16 protein-coding genes are annotated in these 18,656 nt (G+C 41.3%); 3 read left to right on the top strand and 13 right to left on the bottom strand.

From position 1 onward, the window contains the following. Nucleotides 1-15: 15 nt before the first annotated feature. Entirely contained in the window at nt 16-879 is an 864-nt protein-coding gene (locus NI465_RS05820) for an alpha/beta hydrolase family protein (RefSeq protein WP_253144597.1), read from the top strand. 199 nt (nt 880-1,078) lie between these two features. Here the strand turns inward: NI465_RS05820 and NI465_RS05815 are convergent, their stop codons facing one another. The 6 genes from NI465_RS05815 to NI465_RS05790 all read right to left on the bottom strand — a co-directional run bounded on the left by NI465_RS05815 (nt 1,079) and on the right by NI465_RS05790 (nt 6,525). Beyond that, nucleotides 1,079-1,300, bottom strand: a complete 222-nt coding sequence (locus NI465_RS05815) for a hypothetical protein (RefSeq protein ID WP_114541129.1) — start codon at nt 1,298-1,300, stop codon at nt 1,079-1,081. Between the two features lie 8 nt (nt 1,301-1,308). Then, entirely contained in the window at nt 1,309-2,130 is an 822-nt protein-coding gene (locus NI465_RS05810) for a hypothetical protein (RefSeq protein ID WP_253144595.1), read from the bottom strand. A gap of 70 nt (nt 2,131-2,200) precedes the next feature. Beyond that, nucleotides 2,201-4,840 carry a bifunctional aconitate hydratase 2/2-methylisocitrate dehydratase gene (locus NI465_RS05805; RefSeq protein WP_005252103.1) on the bottom strand — a complete coding sequence of 880 codons (2,640 nt, stop codon included), beginning with the start codon at nt 4,838-4,840 and terminating at the stop codon, nt 2,201-2,203. Nucleotides 4,841-5,137: 297 nt separating this feature from the next. After that, nucleotides 5,138-5,407: a hypothetical protein gene (locus tag NI465_RS05800; RefSeq protein ID WP_004278747.1), complete on the bottom strand. Its 270-nt coding sequence runs from the start codon at nt 5,405-5,407 to the stop codon at nt 5,138-5,140. A gap of 210 nt (nt 5,408-5,617) precedes the next feature. Continuing rightward, nucleotides 5,618-5,977, bottom strand: a complete 360-nt coding sequence (locus NI465_RS05795) for a hypothetical protein (protein ID WP_005103441.1) — start codon at nt 5,975-5,977, stop codon at nt 5,618-5,620. 113 nt (nt 5,978-6,090) lie between these two features. Then, complete coding sequence (locus tag NI465_RS05790; protein WP_005252105.1) at nt 6,091-6,525, bottom strand: I78 family peptidase inhibitor; 435 nt, start codon at nt 6,523-6,525, stop codon at nt 6,091-6,093. 350 nt (nt 6,526-6,875) lie between these two features. On the opposite strand from NI465_RS05790, the gene xseA reads away from it, so the two are divergent. Both xseA and xseB read left to right on the top strand, forming a co-directional pair. Then, nucleotides 6,876-8,147, top strand: a complete 1,272-nt coding sequence (gene xseA, locus NI465_RS05785; protein WP_253144594.1) for an exodeoxyribonuclease VII large subunit — start codon at nt 6,876-6,878, stop codon at nt 8,145-8,147. Next, nucleotides 8,137-8,331 (top strand): exodeoxyribonuclease VII small subunit, encoded by a 195-nt coding sequence (xseB, locus tag NI465_RS05780; protein ID WP_005103445.1) that lies wholly within the window; start codon nt 8,137-8,139, stop codon nt 8,329-8,331. Before xseA ends, xseB begins: the two co-directional genes overlap by 11 nt. Before the next feature lie 229 nt (nt 8,332-8,560). Here xseB and NI465_RS05775 read toward each other — a convergent pair whose 3' ends face one another. The 7 genes from NI465_RS05775 to NI465_RS05745 all read right to left on the bottom strand — a co-directional run bounded on the left by NI465_RS05775 (nt 8,561) and on the right by NI465_RS05745 (nt 18,554). Continuing rightward, the gene (locus NI465_RS05775; protein ID WP_253144592.1) at nt 8,561-8,761 is read right to left on the bottom strand and encodes a hypothetical protein; all 201 of its coding nucleotides are present in this window, start codon (nt 8,759-8,761) and stop codon (nt 8,561-8,563) included. A 630-nt stretch (nt 8,762-9,391) separates the two neighbouring features. Further along, on the bottom strand, nt 9,392-9,679 hold the full coding sequence (locus NI465_RS05770; RefSeq protein ID WP_004278754.1) for a hypothetical protein: 288 nt from the start codon (nt 9,677-9,679) through the stop codon (nt 9,392-9,394). A gap of 159 nt (nt 9,680-9,838) precedes the next feature. Continuing rightward, on the bottom strand, nt 9,839-9,979 hold the full coding sequence (locus NI465_RS05765; RefSeq protein ID WP_004645377.1) for a hypothetical protein: 141 nt from the start codon (nt 9,977-9,979) through the stop codon (nt 9,839-9,841). Nucleotides 9,980-10,136: 157 nt separating this feature from the next. Next, a complete protein-coding gene (locus NI465_RS05760) occupies nt 10,137-10,406 on the bottom strand; it encodes a hypothetical protein (protein ID WP_005263238.1) in 270 nt (89 codons plus the stop codon). A gap of 307 nt (nt 10,407-10,713) precedes the next feature. Next, nucleotides 10,714-10,917 carry a hypothetical protein gene (locus NI465_RS05755; RefSeq protein ID WP_253144591.1) on the bottom strand — a complete coding sequence of 68 codons (204 nt, stop codon included), beginning with the start codon at nt 10,915-10,917 and terminating at the stop codon, nt 10,714-10,716. 324 nt (nt 10,918-11,241) lie between these two features. After that, entirely contained in the window at nt 11,242-15,762 is a 4,521-nt protein-coding gene (locus tag NI465_RS05750) for a translocation/assembly module TamB domain-containing protein (RefSeq protein ID WP_253144590.1), read from the bottom strand. A gap of 35 nt (nt 15,763-15,797) precedes the next feature. After that, a complete protein-coding gene (locus tag NI465_RS05745; RefSeq protein ID WP_005252122.1) occupies nt 15,798-18,554 on the bottom strand; it encodes an autotransporter assembly complex protein TamA in 2,757 nt (918 codons plus the stop codon). Between the last annotated feature and the right edge of the window lie 102 nt (nt 18,555-18,656).

Below are 18,656 nucleotides of genomic sequence, written 5' to 3'. Positions count from 1 at the left end.
ATCATAGTGTATCGTATGTCTGAATTTGAAACATTGACTCTCCAGTGTCAGGATGGCTATCGCTTAAGTGCACGTTTTTATGCAGCTATTTCTGAAACTGACAAACTTCCAGTATTAGTCTGTCCGGCAACTGGCATTACTAAACAGTTTTATCATCAGTTTTGTGTGTGGTTACAAGCTCAAGGCTATGCGGTTATGGTCTTTGATTTCCGGGGGATTGGTGATTCACTACATGGCCTGTTGAAAAATTCAAAAGCCAGTATTGTGCAATGGGGGCAACTGGATATACCGACCGCGATTGATGCTTTATCAACGCGTACCAATGCAGAAAAAGTGATCCTACTTGGACATAGTGCCGGTGGTCAGCTTTTAGGTATTGTGCCAAATTACGATAAAGTCGCAAAAGTGGTGGCTGTCTCTGGCTCTACTGGACATGTGAAAGGACTCAAAGGTAAAACCAAGTTACTTGCGCCAGTGATGTTTAATGTTATTTTCCCACTGGCACGCATCACTAAAGGCTATGGCCCGACTCAAGCGATTGGTATGGGTGAAAACCTGCCGAAAGATGTAGCTCGCGAATGGGCGCAGTTCTGTAGTAAACCGGGTTATGTAATCAACGCGATTGGTAAAAAGATTGCACCATCCCATGATTATCATGCGCAAATCACCTGCCCGATTACCTCAATCTGGTCATCGGATGATGAGATTGCCACGGAAGCCAATGTGAAAGATTTACTGCGTTTATATCCAAACGCAAAAACCCAGATAATTAAACTTAGCCCTAAAAGTTATGCCTATAAAGCCATTGGTCATATGCTGATGTTTAAAAAATCGCATCAGAATTTATGGCCGGTGATTGAACAGCAATTGACTGTTTAAATCAGATTTAGATGGTTATTTGCAGACTGCTGTGTTCTAATACACGCAGTTTGAGATGAGCCTCTTACAGTATATGGGCTTGACCTATATACGACTAGCCCCTAACCATGGGGCTTTTTATTGTCTGAACATTTTAAAACGTATATAAAAATAGGCTGACGATAACACCAACCCATGTCTTTCTTTATCGAATTAAATATTATTTTGACTCAATGTCATAGACCCAGTTTCGTGCCTGTTTGTCTGTGGTCGTTTCACAAACGTAGTAATCGTGATCCCATGAATCAGGATGGAATATTTCCCTTTTGGTATAGGTGACATTTTTGCCTTTTTCGACGCAGATAAAGCTGTCACCTTGGTCTTTGACCTGCGTTCCGTTGAGGAAACCACCAATACAGAGAAATCGGGATTGTTTGGGCATTGATTACTTCAACTTCTTTGAACTTTTAAATCATCAGGTAAATTATTATAAATTTTTCTAGTTGTCATTGTTATTTTTTGAATATTGACGATATCATCATTGATTTTTTCACCACTAACAAAACTGCGTAATGAGATTAAAGTTTTCTCATAAAAATAATCGTGCCAAATAAACATATACTCGTCACCATATTTCTCAAATGAACTTTTAGTACTTGGTAAGTATTTAATTATTAGTTCAACAAGCTCTTTATCTTCTTTTTTTAAAAATTCTGTGGTTTTATCTTTAAAAGCCGCTATTAATGTTATTGCAGTAACTGTTATTCCCTGAAAAATACGCAAACTATTTAAACTTTCATGATCTAAATAAAGATCTATAAAATCACTATTTAAGTCTTTAATTTCTTTTAAAATATTTTCAATGTTGCAGTCACGGTATAGCTGCTCACCAACCCCTTGTAATTCTAATTCTCTTTTTTCAGCATATACTTTTTTAAAATTAATTCTTATTAGTATTTGAATCAGGAAGTTTGTTTTATTAAATACTTTTATTAATTTTAAACAATCTTCCGCAGCAATTAATTGCTTATCATTTCTTACTTTTGAACGATTTTTTTCTAAATCAGTTAAATAATTATTTATTAACGCTATATGACTGTCTTTTTCTCTTATTTTTTGTCGAAATTCTTCCATTTCTTTTTCAAATTTAATATTAATTTTCTTTTCATAATACTTAAAAATAATATCTTTAAAAAAATATGCAATACCAACAAGAAAACTTGTAGATCCTAATGTACTAAACAACAACACTGATAAATCTGATAATTCCATTAATAATTCTTCTCAAAAAAATAAGGGCTGATAAATCAGCCCTTATTTTAAACTACTTTTTAATCAACAATTAAGTTAACTGAGCAGCAGCAATTTTCTTCGTATCAACGTCTTTAGCAGCGTCAGTATATTCGCTCATCTTGTCGAAGCTTAAGTATTGATAGATGTCAGCTGACATGCTGTCAATTTGAGCTGCGTACTGTTGGTATTCTTCTGGAGAAGGTAATTTACCCAATACAGCAGCAACAGAAGCAAGTTCAGCAGAAGCCAAGTAAACGTTAGCACCTTGACCTAAACGGTTCGGGAAGTTACGAGTAGAAGTCGATACACAAGTTGTGTTCGGAGCTACACGTGCTTGGTTACCCATACACAATGAACAACCTGGCATTTCAGTACGCGCGCCAGCTTTACCATAAATGTTATAGAAACCTTCTTCCATCAACTGATGTTCGTCCATACGCGTAGGTGGAGCAATCCACAAACGAGTTGACAACGCACCACCAGGAACTTTTTCTAACAACTTACCAGTCGCACGGAAGTGACCGATGTTAGTCATACAAGAACCAACGAATACTTCGTCAATTTTCGCGCCTTGAACATCAGAAAGAAGTTTTGCATCATCTGGATCGTTCGGGCAGCAAAGAATAGGTTCTTTGATATCTGCAAGATCGATTTCATACACTTTGGTGTATTCAGCATCAGCATCTGCTTTGATCAGGCTTGGGTTAGCCAACCATTTTTCCATGTTCTCAACACGACGAGCCATAGTACGCGCATCGCCATAACCTTCAGAAATCATCCACTTCAACATGGTGATGTTTGAACGAAGGTATTCAGCAACTTTCTCTTCAGAAAGTGTGATAGAACAACCAGCAGCAGAACGTTCAGCAGAAGCATCAGAAAGTTCGAACGCTTGCTCAACAGTCAGGTCAGTTTCCATTTCTGTTAAGTCGATCTCAAGGATACGACCAGAGAAGATGTTTTTCTTACCTTTCTTCTCTACAGTTAGGTCACCTTCCTTAATTGCGTAGTAAGGAATTGCATGTACAAGGTCACGTAGCGTGATACCAGGCTGCATTTTACCCTTGAACTTCACAAGTACAGATTCAGGCATGTCAAGTGGCATAACACCAGTTGCTGCAGCGAACGCTACAAGACCAGAACCCGCCGGGAATGAAATACCGATTGGGAAACGAGTATGCGAGTCACCACCAGTACCAACAGTATCCGGAAGAAGCATACGGTTTAACCAAGAGTGAATAATACCGTCACCTGGGCGTAAAGACACACCACCACGGTTCATGATGAAATCAGGAAGCGAGTGTTGCATTTGAACGTCAACTGGTTTTGGATACGCAGCTGTATGACAGAAAGATTGCATAACAAGGTCAGCAGAGAAGCCTAGGCAAGCCAAGTCTTTCAATTCGTCACGAGTCATTGGACCAGTTGTATCTTGCGAACCCACAGTAGTCATCTTAGGTTCACAGTAAGTACCTGGAAGTACACCTTGACCTTCAGGAAGACCACAAGCGCGACCAACCATCTTCTGAGCTTGAGTGAAACCTTTACCAGTTGCAGCAGGCTGAACCGGAGTACGGAACATTGTAGATACTGGAAGACCTAAAGCTTCACGCGCTTTAGTCGTCAAACCACGACCTACGATCAGGTTAATACGACCACCAGCACGAACTTCGTCTAGAAGTACTGGAGTTTTAAGTTCAGCTTCAGCGATTTGCGCGCCGTCTTTGAACGCAGTTACTTTAGCAGCAGCGTGATCGATCTTAAGAACGATTTCGTCGCCCATGTTCATGTTAGCAACATCGATCTCGATCGGTAACGCACCAGCATCTTCCATCGTGTTGAAGAAAATTGGAGCGATTTTAGAACCTAGGCAGTAACCACCGTCTTTCTTGTTCGGGATGTGTGGAATGTCATCACCGAAGAACCAAAGTACAGAGTTAGTTGCAGATTTACGAGATGAACCTGTACCAACAACGTCACCCACGTAAGCAACCTGGTTGCCTTTCGCGATCAATTCTTTAATCTGGTTAAGTGGACCCACTTCACCAGGAACTTCTGGATTGATCCCGTCACGTACGTTTTTCAACATTGCATTTGCGTGCAATGGAATGTCTGGACGGCTCCAAGCGTCTTGTGCAGGTGACAAGTCGTCAGTGTTGGTTTCGCCAGTTACTTTGAAAACCGTCAGTTTGATTTCTTCAGGAACGTCTTTACGGCTAGTGAACCATTCAGCATCAGCCCAAGACTGCATAACTGCTTGAGCATTTGCGTTACCAGCTTTTGCTTTATCAGCAACGTCATGGAATGCATCAAATACAAGAAGCGTTTTTTTCAATGCTTCAGCTGCAAGTTCAGCAAGCTCAGCATTGTCTAAAAGTTCAACTAAAGGTGCTACGTTATAACCACCCAGCATAGTACCTAGTAAGTAAACAGCACGTTCTTTAGAAACGAGTGGAGAGGTTGCTTCGCCTTTTGCCAATGCAGCTAAGAACGCAGCTTTTACATATGCAGCTTGGTCAACACCTGCTGGTACACGGTTTTCAAGCAAATCTACCAAGTATGCTTCTTCACCAGCTGGCGGGTTTTTTAGTAGTTCAACTAATGCAGCTGTTTGGGCATCGTCAAGTGGCTTCGGTGGGACTCCGAGTGCGGCACGTTCTTCAACGTGTTGGCGGTAAGCTTCTAGCACAGTGTTATTCCTCTTTTTTAAAAAATTACTTATGAATTCCTGCTTATTCCAAGCTTCATAAATAATATGGACTCCGAAATTTTACTAAATTTCCAGTTAAAAGTTAATGCAACTCAAGTGTTTCTTCGTGATGCTCGTTATTTTATAACTAAATGATGCTCTTAATGATTATTCCATAATCAGTTCCAGCTTACACCACACGAAACAAGCCCATGAATAGGCCCTTTTAACTGAATTTAATGCATAAAAAAGGCAACCCTGATGTTGCCTGATTTGAAGTTAAAAAGATACTCCACCTTAGTGTACAGTGGTCGAGTTTAAATACTGTTGATATGAGTCTCGGCAGCCTTGGAATTTCACCACGCATTCATCTTCATAGGTGGTACTGTGATTATTGCTGGCAAAGGAAATATCCACCTGATAAAGCTTTTTATCTTGTTCTAGCATCTTCTTTAAAACGACTTTGTCACCGACGCTGAGTACATAGCGACTGCCGCCAATAATGACCACACCTTCTTCATCTTCCAGCAGTAGATCAGAATGATGCAAATATCTTACGACTTCCATATTGTGCTACTCCTTGGTTAATTGGAGTTAAATTCATTATTCAATATAAAGATAAGTATTTCTATATTTTAGATTTAAAAATTGTCACAAAGTGTACATTTTTTGCTTAGGCTATTTCTATTTTTCAGTCTTTTGAAGATGTGTATATTTAAATACGTTTAATGGGAAATATGAGTTGAATGATTTTATGCAGATTTTACAAACCGTTCCTTAGAACGGTTTGTAATCTGGTAATTCATCATGCGGTGTCGCAATACACTTTGCAGTAAATTCAGCGCGGACTTTTTCACGGGCTGCTTTTACATCTACCTTAATCTCTTCGGCTGGAATCGCATAGACTTCATCAATAATATTCAGGATAAAACCTTTGGTGGTTTCATCATCGATCTTGTTGGCATGCTCGATTGCTTTTTCTTTCTCAATCGCATTCTGACGATCCAGCATAATGGTACGCGCCGCATTTCCGACACTTCGACAATAACCTTGCCACTGCTCTTCAGGGGTTAAGGGTTTCTTCTCGGCACAACCGGCAAGCGCCAGCATAAACGATAAAGCCAATAACTTTTTCATGAATTTCTCCTTCCGAGGGGCAATATAAAAGATCGGGGAAGATTTGTCATTTCAAAATGCCAGTTGTAATGAATTAAAAAAAGCCCATCAATGGGCTTTTTCATTTTATGTGATTAACCGCATGAAGCTTGAATAATCTTTTTGCTTGCAGGATCTACGGTGACAGTCACTCGTTCTTCACGATAATCCATAGTCACCGCTTGACCCGGTTCGACCATACGTACAATTTGTGCCTTGGTTTTCTGCTTGATTTGCGCTTCAGTCAAATTGGACTGACCGACCAATTCCGCTGCCTGATCAGCAATACATTTAGGTTGATTCATGTGCAGTAATTCCCACTCCTCGACCACCTGACCATTCTTTAAATGGCAATATCCGACCTGACCATTGCTTTCAGTACGAATTTCAAGCTTGCCACCCTGATTGACACAATAAGCGCTTGCAGGATTCGCTGAACCTATTTTAGGAGCTTCCGTCTTAGATTGCGGCGTGGTAGTACATGCGCTTAAAGCGACAGCCAGCAAACCGAACAGCATTGTTTTTTTCATGAGAGCCTATTCTTCTTCAATAATTCTTCACCAATTTAGCATATTTCCTGGTCCTTGCCAGACACAAGTCTGTGTACATTTTTAACCGTGCTTTTTCATTAAAGAATGGAAATAACACATTTATGAATTAAGGACTTCAACGCTATAAACTCTCTCAATGAACAAGATAAACAGAAGAGAAGAGCCTCTACAAAATACGAAAATTCCGAATGAATCGCCTAAACCAAGTGATTATGCATTTCAATAGCATTGCATTGTCATTACATCATTCAAATATGCCTTCACTTTTAAATTTGTGATCTGTGCTGGATTGATTTAATATTTGATTGAATTTTAAACTTTCTATTGGCATGACAGACGATCCTCAACTCTCCCTCAAGGAATATCTTGCTACGGTTCAGGAAGTGGTCAAACTCACTTTCGATACACCAGTATGGGTCAAAGCCGAGATTCGTAATCTAAGTATTAAAGCCGGCCATTATTATCTGGAGCTGGCAGAAAAAGAAGCCGACAGCGATCAGGTGATTGCCAGTTGCCGAGCGACCATCTGGAAATTTAGTGCCCAGAAAATTGTCACGCAGTTTGAACGTGAAAGCGGAATTGAGCTGAGTCGCGATCTGAAAGTGCTGATTAAAGTCAAAGCCAACTTTGATCCGCAATATGGCTTTTCTTTAAATATTGTCGAGATTGATTCGGGCTATACCTTAGGAGATATTGCCCGGCGTTATCAGCAGATTGTTGAGCGGTTGACGACTGAAGGACTGATTCAACGCAATAAAAACTTGCCCAGTCCTTTTGACCTGAACCGGATTCTGGTGATTGCTCCCGAAAATGCAGCAGGCCTGGGAGATTTTAAAAAAGATGCCGATGCACTTCAGCGTGCGCAGGTGTGTGAGTTTATTTACTACAGTGCGACTTTTCAGGGAAATACTGCCCCGCAAAGTATTATGCAAAATCTGGCGCAAGCGCTCAAACAATGGGCACAGACTTATAATACAGCACCGGATCTGATTGTGATTATACGAGGTGGTGGCGCAGTCAATGATCTGGCTTATTTGAATGATTATGATCTGGCTGCCCTGCTCTGTAAACGTTCGGTACCTGTCTGGGTCGGCATCGGGCATGAAAAAGACCGTACTATTCTGGATGAGATTGCGCATCGCTCCTTTGATACCCCGAGTAAAGTCATTGCTGGAATCCGCAATCATATCTTTGAACTGACCCAGGATGTCCTGAATTATCTACAGCGCATTCAGCGTTTATCCCAGCAACAGATTCAAGCTTATCAAAATCAGAATGATCAATTTTTGAAACTGATTCAAAGTCTGGCCAACAACCAGATTATGGATGCGCTGCAACGTCTGCAACAGATCAAGGCCAATACTGCCAGTCTGGCCCAGCAGCATACCCTGCTGATTAATCAGCAGCTTGATGCCCTGATGCGGGAAACACTACTACAAAATCCTAAACATGTTTTATCCAAGGGTTATGCCATCGTGCGTCAGCAAGAACATGTGGTTACTTCGATTCGCCAGATTCAGCCTAATGATCTGGTTGAAGTCGAATTGCATGACGGTATTTTTTCAGCACAACTTATACAGGTACTTCCTCATGAATCATGATACTTTGAGCTTCCAACAAGGCTATGACATCTTGAAAAAGAATGCGGAATTGCTCGAATCTCAGCAAGAACCGGATATTGATAACTTGATGAAAATCGTGGAAGAATCCATGACCGCTTATAAAGCTTGCAAGGCACGGGTTGAAGCAGTTCAAACTGCGTTAAATGATACTTTTAAAGATTAATTGCACCCCATTTTAAATATCTTTTTAGGCTATTTTTCTAGATTGAATTGACATAAAAGCTCTCATTAATGAGGGCTTTTTTATTAAGTGAAAAAAATCTTTTCAATGAATAATTAAATTTTCTAGATGGGGATTTTGATAAATCCGCTCAATTCCATATGGGAAAAATTGTATTTTCATTCTCATCCACCAGACGATAAAAAAGCCCAATATTAAATTGGGCTTTTTATTACTCTTCAACTTGTATCGGATCACCGTCTTCAGGGCGAATATGACGCGTCCCATCATCCGCAGGATCAACACTAGAACCATCTTTGGTAATAGCATTGTACATTTCATCCTCTTTCTTATCATCGATAAATTCTTCATCTTCGAAATCTTGAGGTTCACTATCGTTGTCGAAGTTTAAAGGCTTTTCTTCATCTATCATGGCGATCCATCACTTATTTAACTAATAAAATATCATGCTCAAATATTTGAAAGATTCATTCAATAGTCAACGATGATCATTTGTGTAACTGAATAAACACAATAGTAATTGGAACTTTACTTTTCTATCAACAAAAAAATGCCTCCTTAGGGAAGGAGGCTGAAATTGGAAAGAAACTACAGCGATAGAATCTATTCATGCATTATATATAAACTTATAATTTATATATTAGCATAATATTACATTAATTTTTCAATTAAAAAGCCCACTTACTTTTTCAAATAAGCGGGCTAGTGCTGTAGTCATTTTCTTCATATTATTTGCGTTTTCTTGTTTTCGCAAAACGAATATAGCACTGTGAATTTACCAATAAAGTATAGAGAGTATTAATAAACTGTTTTCTTACATTTGCTTTAAGTTACTTTTCGTTCAATAAGCTATACATATTAAAAAAGCCCATCTTTCGATAGGTCTTCCCCTTTTCACTTTTGCGCTGATTCAGGTATGTTGTCAAAGTGAGTAACGACTAGAGAATAAGCAAGCTATTGATAAAAATATATAAATAGACCATTAGTATAAAAAAAACTATGCTTGTTAAATTGATTGACGATTTTAACCTTCAACGACACCTTATAGCTGACTTAATTTGCTAGACATATAAGTTAAGAATAACGTCTTATCCTGAAAATCAGGCATTTCAAACACCCAAAAAATGTAATTTTTAGATCTCAATTTAAGTTTTACATTCACGGCCTTTACTTGAATTATTACATCCTCATGCTGCATTTCTGCGAATAATTCTAAAATCAGCGCAAAGAATCTCAGTTTGTTGACTGTGTTGTATTTTGTTGGTTTATATATTCTCAAGGCTTCAGAATATATAAGCTCGCACCATTCATTTCCATCTTCATCATCCATTAGCTCTCATTTAATTATTTAAAATAGATCACGAGGTAGGTTTATAACATGGTGGCTATAATTAAACTGCTTTTAATCTGAATATTAGAATTATAAATTTTTAGAAAATAAAAAAGCCCATCTTCCGATGAGCCTTTTTGGAAAATATATCGTGAAGAACTAAGCTGCAAATTCTTGCAGTACAAATCGTTTTACACTTTCATCAAAGTCAGGTTTTGAAAGAGCAAGCTTGCCATTTTTCATAGTTTTATAACAATAACTCGCTGCTACTCCCATACCAACCAAAGTCAACAACTTCATTGCTCACCTCTTTACTGGGAAGATTTGAATATAAAGTTATCATTCAAATTTGTAGTTTTCCAACTCAGTTTCGATTGTTTTCTGTACTACATGTTAATGAATGTATGAATAATAAATGAAAACCTGCCGCATGCTGAGTTTGCTTAAAGTCCTTCAACTAGTGGTTAATTTGCGTATCTATCCAGTTAAGGAAATTTTCCTTATTACTGAATTCTGGCATAGACCCTAAATTTATAGTCTCTTTGGCCCCAAATTTTCCAGCGACAGTATTCGGTGCTTGAACTCTGAAATCCAGAGGATCACTTTCATGAAGAGTTCTAAAATATTCTACTGCTTTATCAAATTCACTTTTATCCTTAAAACCTGGTCGTTCCTTTAAAAAGTCATAAACTTGTTCTAGAGCTGGTAGATAATTATTTTTAGGCATTCTGTTTTCTCTAAAATGATGAGTTTTATGATGAAGACCTATTTTGAATGAATAATGATAAGAATATTCCCTTATTTCTTAGAGTTTATGTAAATCATGATGATTTGAGAGTTAAATCCAAATTCTGGAGTAACCTGATAAAAAATGAGCGTAAACATACACTCATTTTTACTACATTTTCTAATGCATGTTTAACTGGCTCGCATTGCTCTAAAATAAAGTCTGTTTTATTGAAAAAAGTGCAAATGTCAGCTGCTCTATCAGTAAAGATCAGATGTTTTTAAATACGTCACTTTAAGGTTCAAGCCTAATTAACGCTATGAATATCAAGTTCATCATTGGTGGTCAATACAATAGACGCCAAAATTGGAATACCCAAAATGAAAGGTACAGCGAAAATCCATAGAACTACGGTTACATCCGATTTAAAGAAAAATTGAATGACGAATGCAGTCAAAATAAGTACAGAAAATAGAATCGCAGCAAAACGGATGATAAATTTAGTCGACATGCGAAGATGCTCTTATGCGTGAAATCGTATTTTCAATATACACCTATTTTTATTATGGGTTTATTGATTTTCAGTCTGTTATTGCATGTTTTAATTGATTTTCTATATGTGATAACTGAATTATACGACGATCAGTTTTCTTTACCCTGAAGTCTCATCCTAAATTCTTTCTCTACTCGTGATTTCATTGTCGTATATATAGAGGGATTGAATTCAGACATTAACGCTTCTGCTGATCCATAAATCAATCTACTGTATGACCAATAAAATTTGTGTGCTATCTCAAATTAAAAAAGCCCTAAAATTAGGGCTTTTTTAATGAGATTAGAATCGCCAATTATAGAACAAGTCAATCGCACGTTCTAAAGACTGACTCGCTTCCAGATACAGACGCTGATTTACCTGATAACGTAAAGTCAGCTTATTCACTGGTGTGAATACCCCGACCCCATAGCGCAGATATAAATCAGGCGTAATATAACCGGTCACAGAAACCTGGGTATCATCTCCTGTACCTTGGGCATCCAGAGCTAGACCAGTTAAGCCAAAACTGCGCCCGATCTGGTTGGTCAGTGCGCGGGTGCTACCCAAGCCCAAACTAATCCCCGCAGCAGCGATCGTATTATTCACATCGGATCTAAATCCTTCAGCCTGGCTTAAACCAGATACACCCTCATTAACACGACCGGTAATCAAGGCATTTAAGGCTTCCTGTTCTGACAGGCCCGCATCATTATAAATCTGAATACTTGGACTCGATGCAGTCCCTGTTACCCGTACCCCGACTGTACTACCCTGAACCGATTTATTGGCATCAATGTCCAGTGTCGGATTGGTAAGTTCACCATTAAAACGCGCGATAGCACGATTCAAGTCCAGACTTTGGCCATAGGCTTCGATTTTCACCCGCTGTGATACCCCGATTGCACCATTGGCACGCATTGCAGTTTCCAGACCACGCTGTGACAGATTGACTCGACCCAAGAGTGGAATACGACTGTCAAAGCCCTGAAAGATCACCTGATTCCCTAAAGAAACGGCAACATCTGCCCGGATATCCCAAGGACGTGCAGACTTCAAGATCGCCAGCTGATCATCACCTTCACGCACGACACGTACATCTGAAGATAAACCAACTACAGGTTCTGAGGCTTCAGGCATTGAAATCAATGCCCGCGGTACATCGACTGTGCCACTCAGACTCAGTTTTTTATTAAATGGATACATGTCCAGGGTCAAATCAGGTGTCACCACAGCAGTAATTAATGGGGCCTGACGAATCAGCAGATTGTCACCTTGCAGTTTTAACTGCACCCGCGGATCACCTTTCCAGTCCACAGAACCGGTTAATTTGCCCACACCACGGCCACTGTTAAATGCGCCATTGATGCTGGCAGAATTCTGACGTATGGATGAATAGAGCTGTACATTAGTCAGATTCACCGGTAGGGAGATCATGCTAATCGAAGCATCTTTGACCCGAACCTCACCCTCAAGTAAAGGATCCGTTAAAGTTCCGCTAATTTTTCCGGCATAAGATAAAATCCCGTCCAGATTACGGATGTCCTGAATAAATGGCTTAAAGACCTTGAGCTGTACCTGGTTAAAGGCAATTTCGCCACGCATCGGTTTACTGTCACGATATGGATCAATGATGACATTGGCATAGCCGGTTCCGATATCTGGTGTTTTGACATCCAGACGAAGCTGCAAGCCATCTGCCACACTTTTTGCGACCAACCCGACTTCATCATATTTGAGTGTAGAACCCAAATAATCTGGATCTTCAGAAGATAAGCCCACCACACCATTACGCGTCACCAGACGTGCGTCGATTTTAGGTTTGGCGCCTTGTGCCCAAGCAGCCTTGGCATAACCATTGACTTTACCCGTCAATGCCAATCCATCAGGCAGGAATGCACTGAAGTCTTCCAGATCAAGGTTTTGAGTAATAAAAGAGGCACTGCCACGGGTTTTGTTGACCCGAATCGGCTGATCAAAACACAACTGGCTTTGCTGACTCATCCAGCAATGAGCACCAACAAACAGATCCGATTGAGCACTGTTATAAATCACTGCTGCATTTTGACGTTGCACCAGACGGGCACGTAAAGAGTCGAAATCACCTTTTTGAATCTGACCCAGCCAGTTATTTTGGGCATTAAAGCCACCGGCGAGCTGCACAAAGAATTTTGACAGGCGGTTTTCTGCCTGCACTTTGAGAATGTGCGCAGCACGGGTACCGGCCAGTGATATCTCACCGCGTACAATCTCGCGTGAACCGCTACGCAGGCGATCCATTATCGCGGTCAATAAGGTTGGTGTGCTTTGCGATGTTGGCAACTGTCCGCGAACACGAACTTTCTGCACGCTAAACAGGTTTTTAAAAGCAAAATTATCGATAGATAGATTAGCTGAAGCCTGCAATCGTGGCTGCGCCTGCATATTGATATAGCCCTGCGCACGACCTCTTAAGCCCGGATACAATTCAAACAGGGCCGGCGCATTCACTTTTAGTTGGAGGTTTTGTGCATTACCGGTCGCCTGAATCTGGTTGCTGGCATAAGACAGGAACAAGTTATTGGCTTCAAACTGCTGTGGTACAAAACCACGCTGGTTTGAATTAATGATGACCGATAAATTACCCTTGCCACGTACCGGTTTGTTATTCAGCATACCGGCCAGATTCAAGCGTTGAATCTGAATGCGTTTTAAAGCATCTGACCACACCCCTTGAGTTTGCACATTGCCTGACAATTCACCTTTCAGTTTGGCATTAAAATATTGCGGCTTAAAACGGATTAAAGATGCATTGATATCCCAGCCAATCCCATTCGCCAGATTGACCAGACCGCTGGCATTAATCTTGCCAGCCACACCATCATGTCGGAATTCATTTATCTTCAACATTTCCGGGGTGCCTGAAACGCGCAGTTTCAGCATACCCTGACTGGCTTTAAGCTGGCTGGCATTTAAAGCACCATCATAATTGACCGCATAACCTTTAAAAACACCGCCCGCTTTTTCATTATGGAATAACAAGGCAATAGTACTGTTACCGGTCAGACGTACGGTTTCATTTTGCTCTGCCAGTCGTCCGGTCAGGTCAACACTGTTCAGTTTGATAATCTGCTGATTCGGTTGCGCATAACCATTGGCTTTAACCTGGCCATTCAAACGATCTACCGGTGAAGCTGCCGCAATACTTTGGGTATTCAAATTTTTGGCATTTAATACTGCGGCCCATTTTAACTGGCGTTTTTCCTGTGGCAGTTCAATCCGTGCATTGCCGCTTAAGCTGCCTGCTGCATTGGCGCTGTAATTAAAGCTCGGGACATTCAGGATATTTTTGTTCAGATTGAGCTTGGCTTGGTACATGCCTGCAGGTAGAAGTCCTTCTTCATGCTGCTCGACTTTAGTCGCCACATGAATATTCTGCTGACCTTCGACCAATGCCAATTTGACATCGCCAGACTGACTGCTGAGCCAGCCCACGTAAGGTACGGCGCGATCAATATTTTTCCAGGCAACATTTAACAGCATCGGTTGTACTTTATTGCCTTTGACCGGGTTTTGATCCAGCTTCAAATTCCAGCTTTCATAGCGGTCGAAATCAACCAGTCCGGTAAGGTGCAAGCCATTTTCCAGGTTACCCGCAGAAGCAATATTCGCATCCAGACTTGGCGGCAAGAAATCTTGTACGACTTGCGGAATGCGCTCATGTTTAGGATCAATCCCGTTCAAACGCCCAGCAAGATCCCAGCTAACCCGGTCTTTCCAGCCTACTGTCCCGGCAAGGCTAACTGCACCTTTCATTAACTGACCATTCAGATCGGTAATATTCAGCTGATTGACCAGATCGGTATACATCACCGCACTATACTGGCCTTGCGGAATATTTTCCCCAATCAGGTCAGTCTGGACGTTCAGGTCCAGACGCTTGATATCGCCATTAAACTCGGCAATGCCATCTTTGGTAAACAGTTTCTGTTCGGCCAGAATAGGCCAATGATAATTCTTGAACTTCAACTCGCCGCGCATCGGTACCTGAGGACGCATCGGATGCACGATAACCCAACCCGTTAATAAATCGGGTGTATTGGTCGCTACGCCAGCCTGAATCGTGTCCAGTGTTCCGCGTGCCCGCACCTGAATATCATGAATATTCAAGCTGTCTCTTAAAGAAGGCAGATTGACGATGCCTGTGGCATCTAGAGGATATTTGCCTTCAAACTGCATTTTACCCGTGGCTTCACGTACCGACAGATAGCCCATGTCCATACGGGAATCTTCAAAATTTAATTCGGTACCAGACCAGAGTGCCTCATTTAGTTCAATATTATAGAAATCGACTGCATTGGTCTGGGTTTTAATCACCAGATGATCGAGTAATAGATGATCAACGCGCAAGATAAAAGGCAAACGGATAGCATTAAACTTGAACGGTTCGCCCGTTGAAGGTCGCTTGTTAATAATTTGCAGATTAAGGACATCGGCTTCAGTCAGATGAATTTCTTTTTTGACAATCGCGCGCCAACCAAGTTTTACATCAGCACGATCAATTTTGACATCGACCGGTTTCAGGCTGACCAGCACATTTTTAAGAATAATCCCGCGCCATAAATTACCGCCTTCATATTCATATTGAATAATTTGCTGGCGTTCTAGCACTTGATCCAGCAGGAATTTACTGCCTTGATTGGTCGAAAATAGTAGAGCCAGCACAGACAGCAGAAAAATCAGCGAAAAAAGCACCGATAATAGGATGCTTCTGAATATACGGCGCTTTTTCGGCACAACGCTATCTTGTGGTTCTTGTTCTGGCTGTGGTTGGTTCTCGACCATGATCTACCCAAATAACTATTTTTTAAAATGATGTTTTATAACTGCGATCCAATAAAGAAATGTAAACGAATCGGATAATTGTCATCAGACAGTCCAGTCGCAACATCTATACGTATTGGCCCAATCGGTGAAGCCCAACGTACACCCACACCCGCGCCATATTCGGTCGGATTACTGAATTCTTTATTATAGGCATTTCCGGCATCTGCAAAGACCGCAGCACGCCAGCCTTCCTTAAACTGATAATTATATTCTAATGAAGCCACGCCCAAGGCCTGCCCGCCCACTTTAAAGCCGTCAATTTCCGGAGAAAGGCTCTTGTAGTCAAAACCGCGGATACTCTGGTCACCACCGGTGAAATATCTCAGGTTATACGGTACTTTGGCAAAATCTTGAGTAAAAATATAACCCGCGTCGGCACGCCCAACAAACTGATGGTCTGCATTTTCACCCAATGAATAGATAAAACGCCAGCCCGCATTCACAATGGCCATATCTGCATCAGAGAGTAAAGCCTCACTGCCCAGTTCAATCTTATAGGTCTGTTTGAAGCCTTTGGTTGGGTTGACCCGACGATCGCTCTCGGTACGTGAGACTTCATAACCGACTAATAGGGATTGCTGCTCATCTTCGGTATTAAAGCGAAAAGCTTCAGGAATCTGGTTAAAGTCGACAGAACCATCCTGCTTCAAGCGATCCAGACGATAACGTGCGCCGAAAGTCCGTTGCCAGCTACCACGTGGATTTTTGATAATCCGGTCTGCACCTAAGACTGCCGATTCAATCAACAGGCCTTCACCCTGTGCGACACCTTCACGCTCTTCACGCTCATACCCCCCCACAATACTGACATAGTCATTCAGCGGATGGTGATAGGGAATGTTATAACGTCCATCAATGGATTGGCGGATACCTGATAGCTCCATGTTGGCATCAAACGAATGTCCACGCTTATTCACAATGGCACGACGATATTGACCACGTAAACGGATATCGGTATCTGTGCCATAACCCAGACCCACTTCAGCACTGTTTAAACGGTCTGCATTTAAAGTCACAATCACTGGAATCTTTTTCTCTTCCCGTGCCTGTACTTTTAAACGATCCTGTTCATTCTCTTTGGTTTGCTGCTCAACCCGCAAAGTTCTTAAATTTGCACTTTCCTGATCGCGGCTACCGGCAAACTGGTCTTCATCTACGACATTCTGGGTCACTTCCTGAGAAGAGGATACCGAGCGAGCTGGTTGCATCGTAGCAGCCTGATCTTCACTCCGTTTCTGTTCTTCAATCAGGCTTTGAATATCGGGTGCCAGTTCCAGCTCTTTATCAAGCGGATCAGGGCGAATCGCATCTACCAGTGTATAATTGAAATAGCGTGAGTTGGTTAGGTTGTTGGCCAGGCTATTCACCCGCCAGAAGGTATAATCTGCACCCTCTGTCCAGGGAACCAGACTTTCCAGTACGTCTCGGTCCAGCGGAAATTCCTTTTCAGGATCGCTCATTCTGAACTCGACATTGCCTAATTTATAACGTTCACCCGTTTCAAAACGCAAGTTCACATCGGCAGTATTTTGTGGCTGAGCAATCTTTACATCATGCAGACGCCAGAATGAATCAAAATAACCATTGTTATTGGCTGCTGTGGTAATGCGTGTCTTGGTTTTTTCATAATTGCCATGATTGAAAATATCGCCTTCTTCCTGTTCAGGCAAAAGACTGATGACCTGGAATTGTGGCTGTTCCGCACCCTCTCCAGTAAATTCAATATTTTGACTGCTGATCAGGACCGGTTCATTTGGGGTCACAAAAACCCGAACCCGACTGTCAGAGATTTTTTCAAACCTGAACTGAGCATTATAATAACCCACTGCCTGCGCTGCCTGTCTGGACAAGGTGCGTAATTGCGGCAAAGCCGAATTAAAGTCGCCAAAAGACTCTTGGGTAAAACTGGATAATTTGGCTTTGACATTATTTCTTAAATTCAGATGGCCTTCAGGTACATCTTTACGATTCAGCATACCGTTGCTTTGCGCCACACCTTGCCCATTTATGATCACCACATCTGCACTAATTCGAGGAACTCTTGCGGTCATGATCTGACGTGGAGGACGGATTTTATAAAATAGCCGTTTGAACAGATTTGGACGTTTATCATCCTCAGCAACCAACTGACCCGGCACTTCTGGCAAGGTCAATCCGGCTTCATTATTTTTTACAATAATCTGGCTGTCTGCCTGAATCGATTGCATCAACTGGTCGACATTGACCGGTGCCTGATTAATTTCCAGCAGTTCTTGCTGGCTGATATCAGCCACCACCGTTTCACTGGTCTGACTATTGCGATAGTTTTGTGCTTCCTGTTTGGCTTGCTCGGCTACCTGATAAATTTCATTGGCCATGTTCTGATCAATAGTCTGTACTGGCAGATCTTCCAGATCATCAAACTCGATCGGCGTAAATTCGCCCAGACCAGATCCTGCATTTTGCTGTTGTTCCAGCATCAACATGCTGTCAACTGGTACTTCCGGCTCCAAGGCTTCTTCAATTTTTTCTTCCGCTTCCGTTTTGGACGTGGCCACACCCTGACGAATCGCTTCTTTGGATAGCTCGTCCACCATTTCTGCCTGAGAAATGGCCACGGGTGTTTCGGGCTGTTCAGTTTGTGCCATGCTCTGATGGGATAACATCATAAAAAATATGCTCATACACAGCTGCATACCACTATGCTGTGGTATGAGAGGCCCCATACTGCGATTTAGCATCGTTTTTTTAAAATTTTTCTTTGCAGGCATAGCAAACTCTAAACGAATACATTCTTTAATTGATTATTTGACCGAAAAATATAAGCTAAGGAGCTTAATTAATTGGTTTTTACCTTTACATGGCTGAAAGTA

The sequence above is a fragment of the Acinetobacter lwoffii genome (assembly GCF_024129855.1).
Classification (GTDB): Bacteria; Pseudomonadota; Gammaproteobacteria; order Pseudomonadales; family Moraxellaceae; genus Acinetobacter; species Acinetobacter lwoffii_L.
The sequence above is the reverse complement of the archived record's forward strand: the minus strand, read 5'-3'. Positions and strand labels throughout refer to the sequence as shown.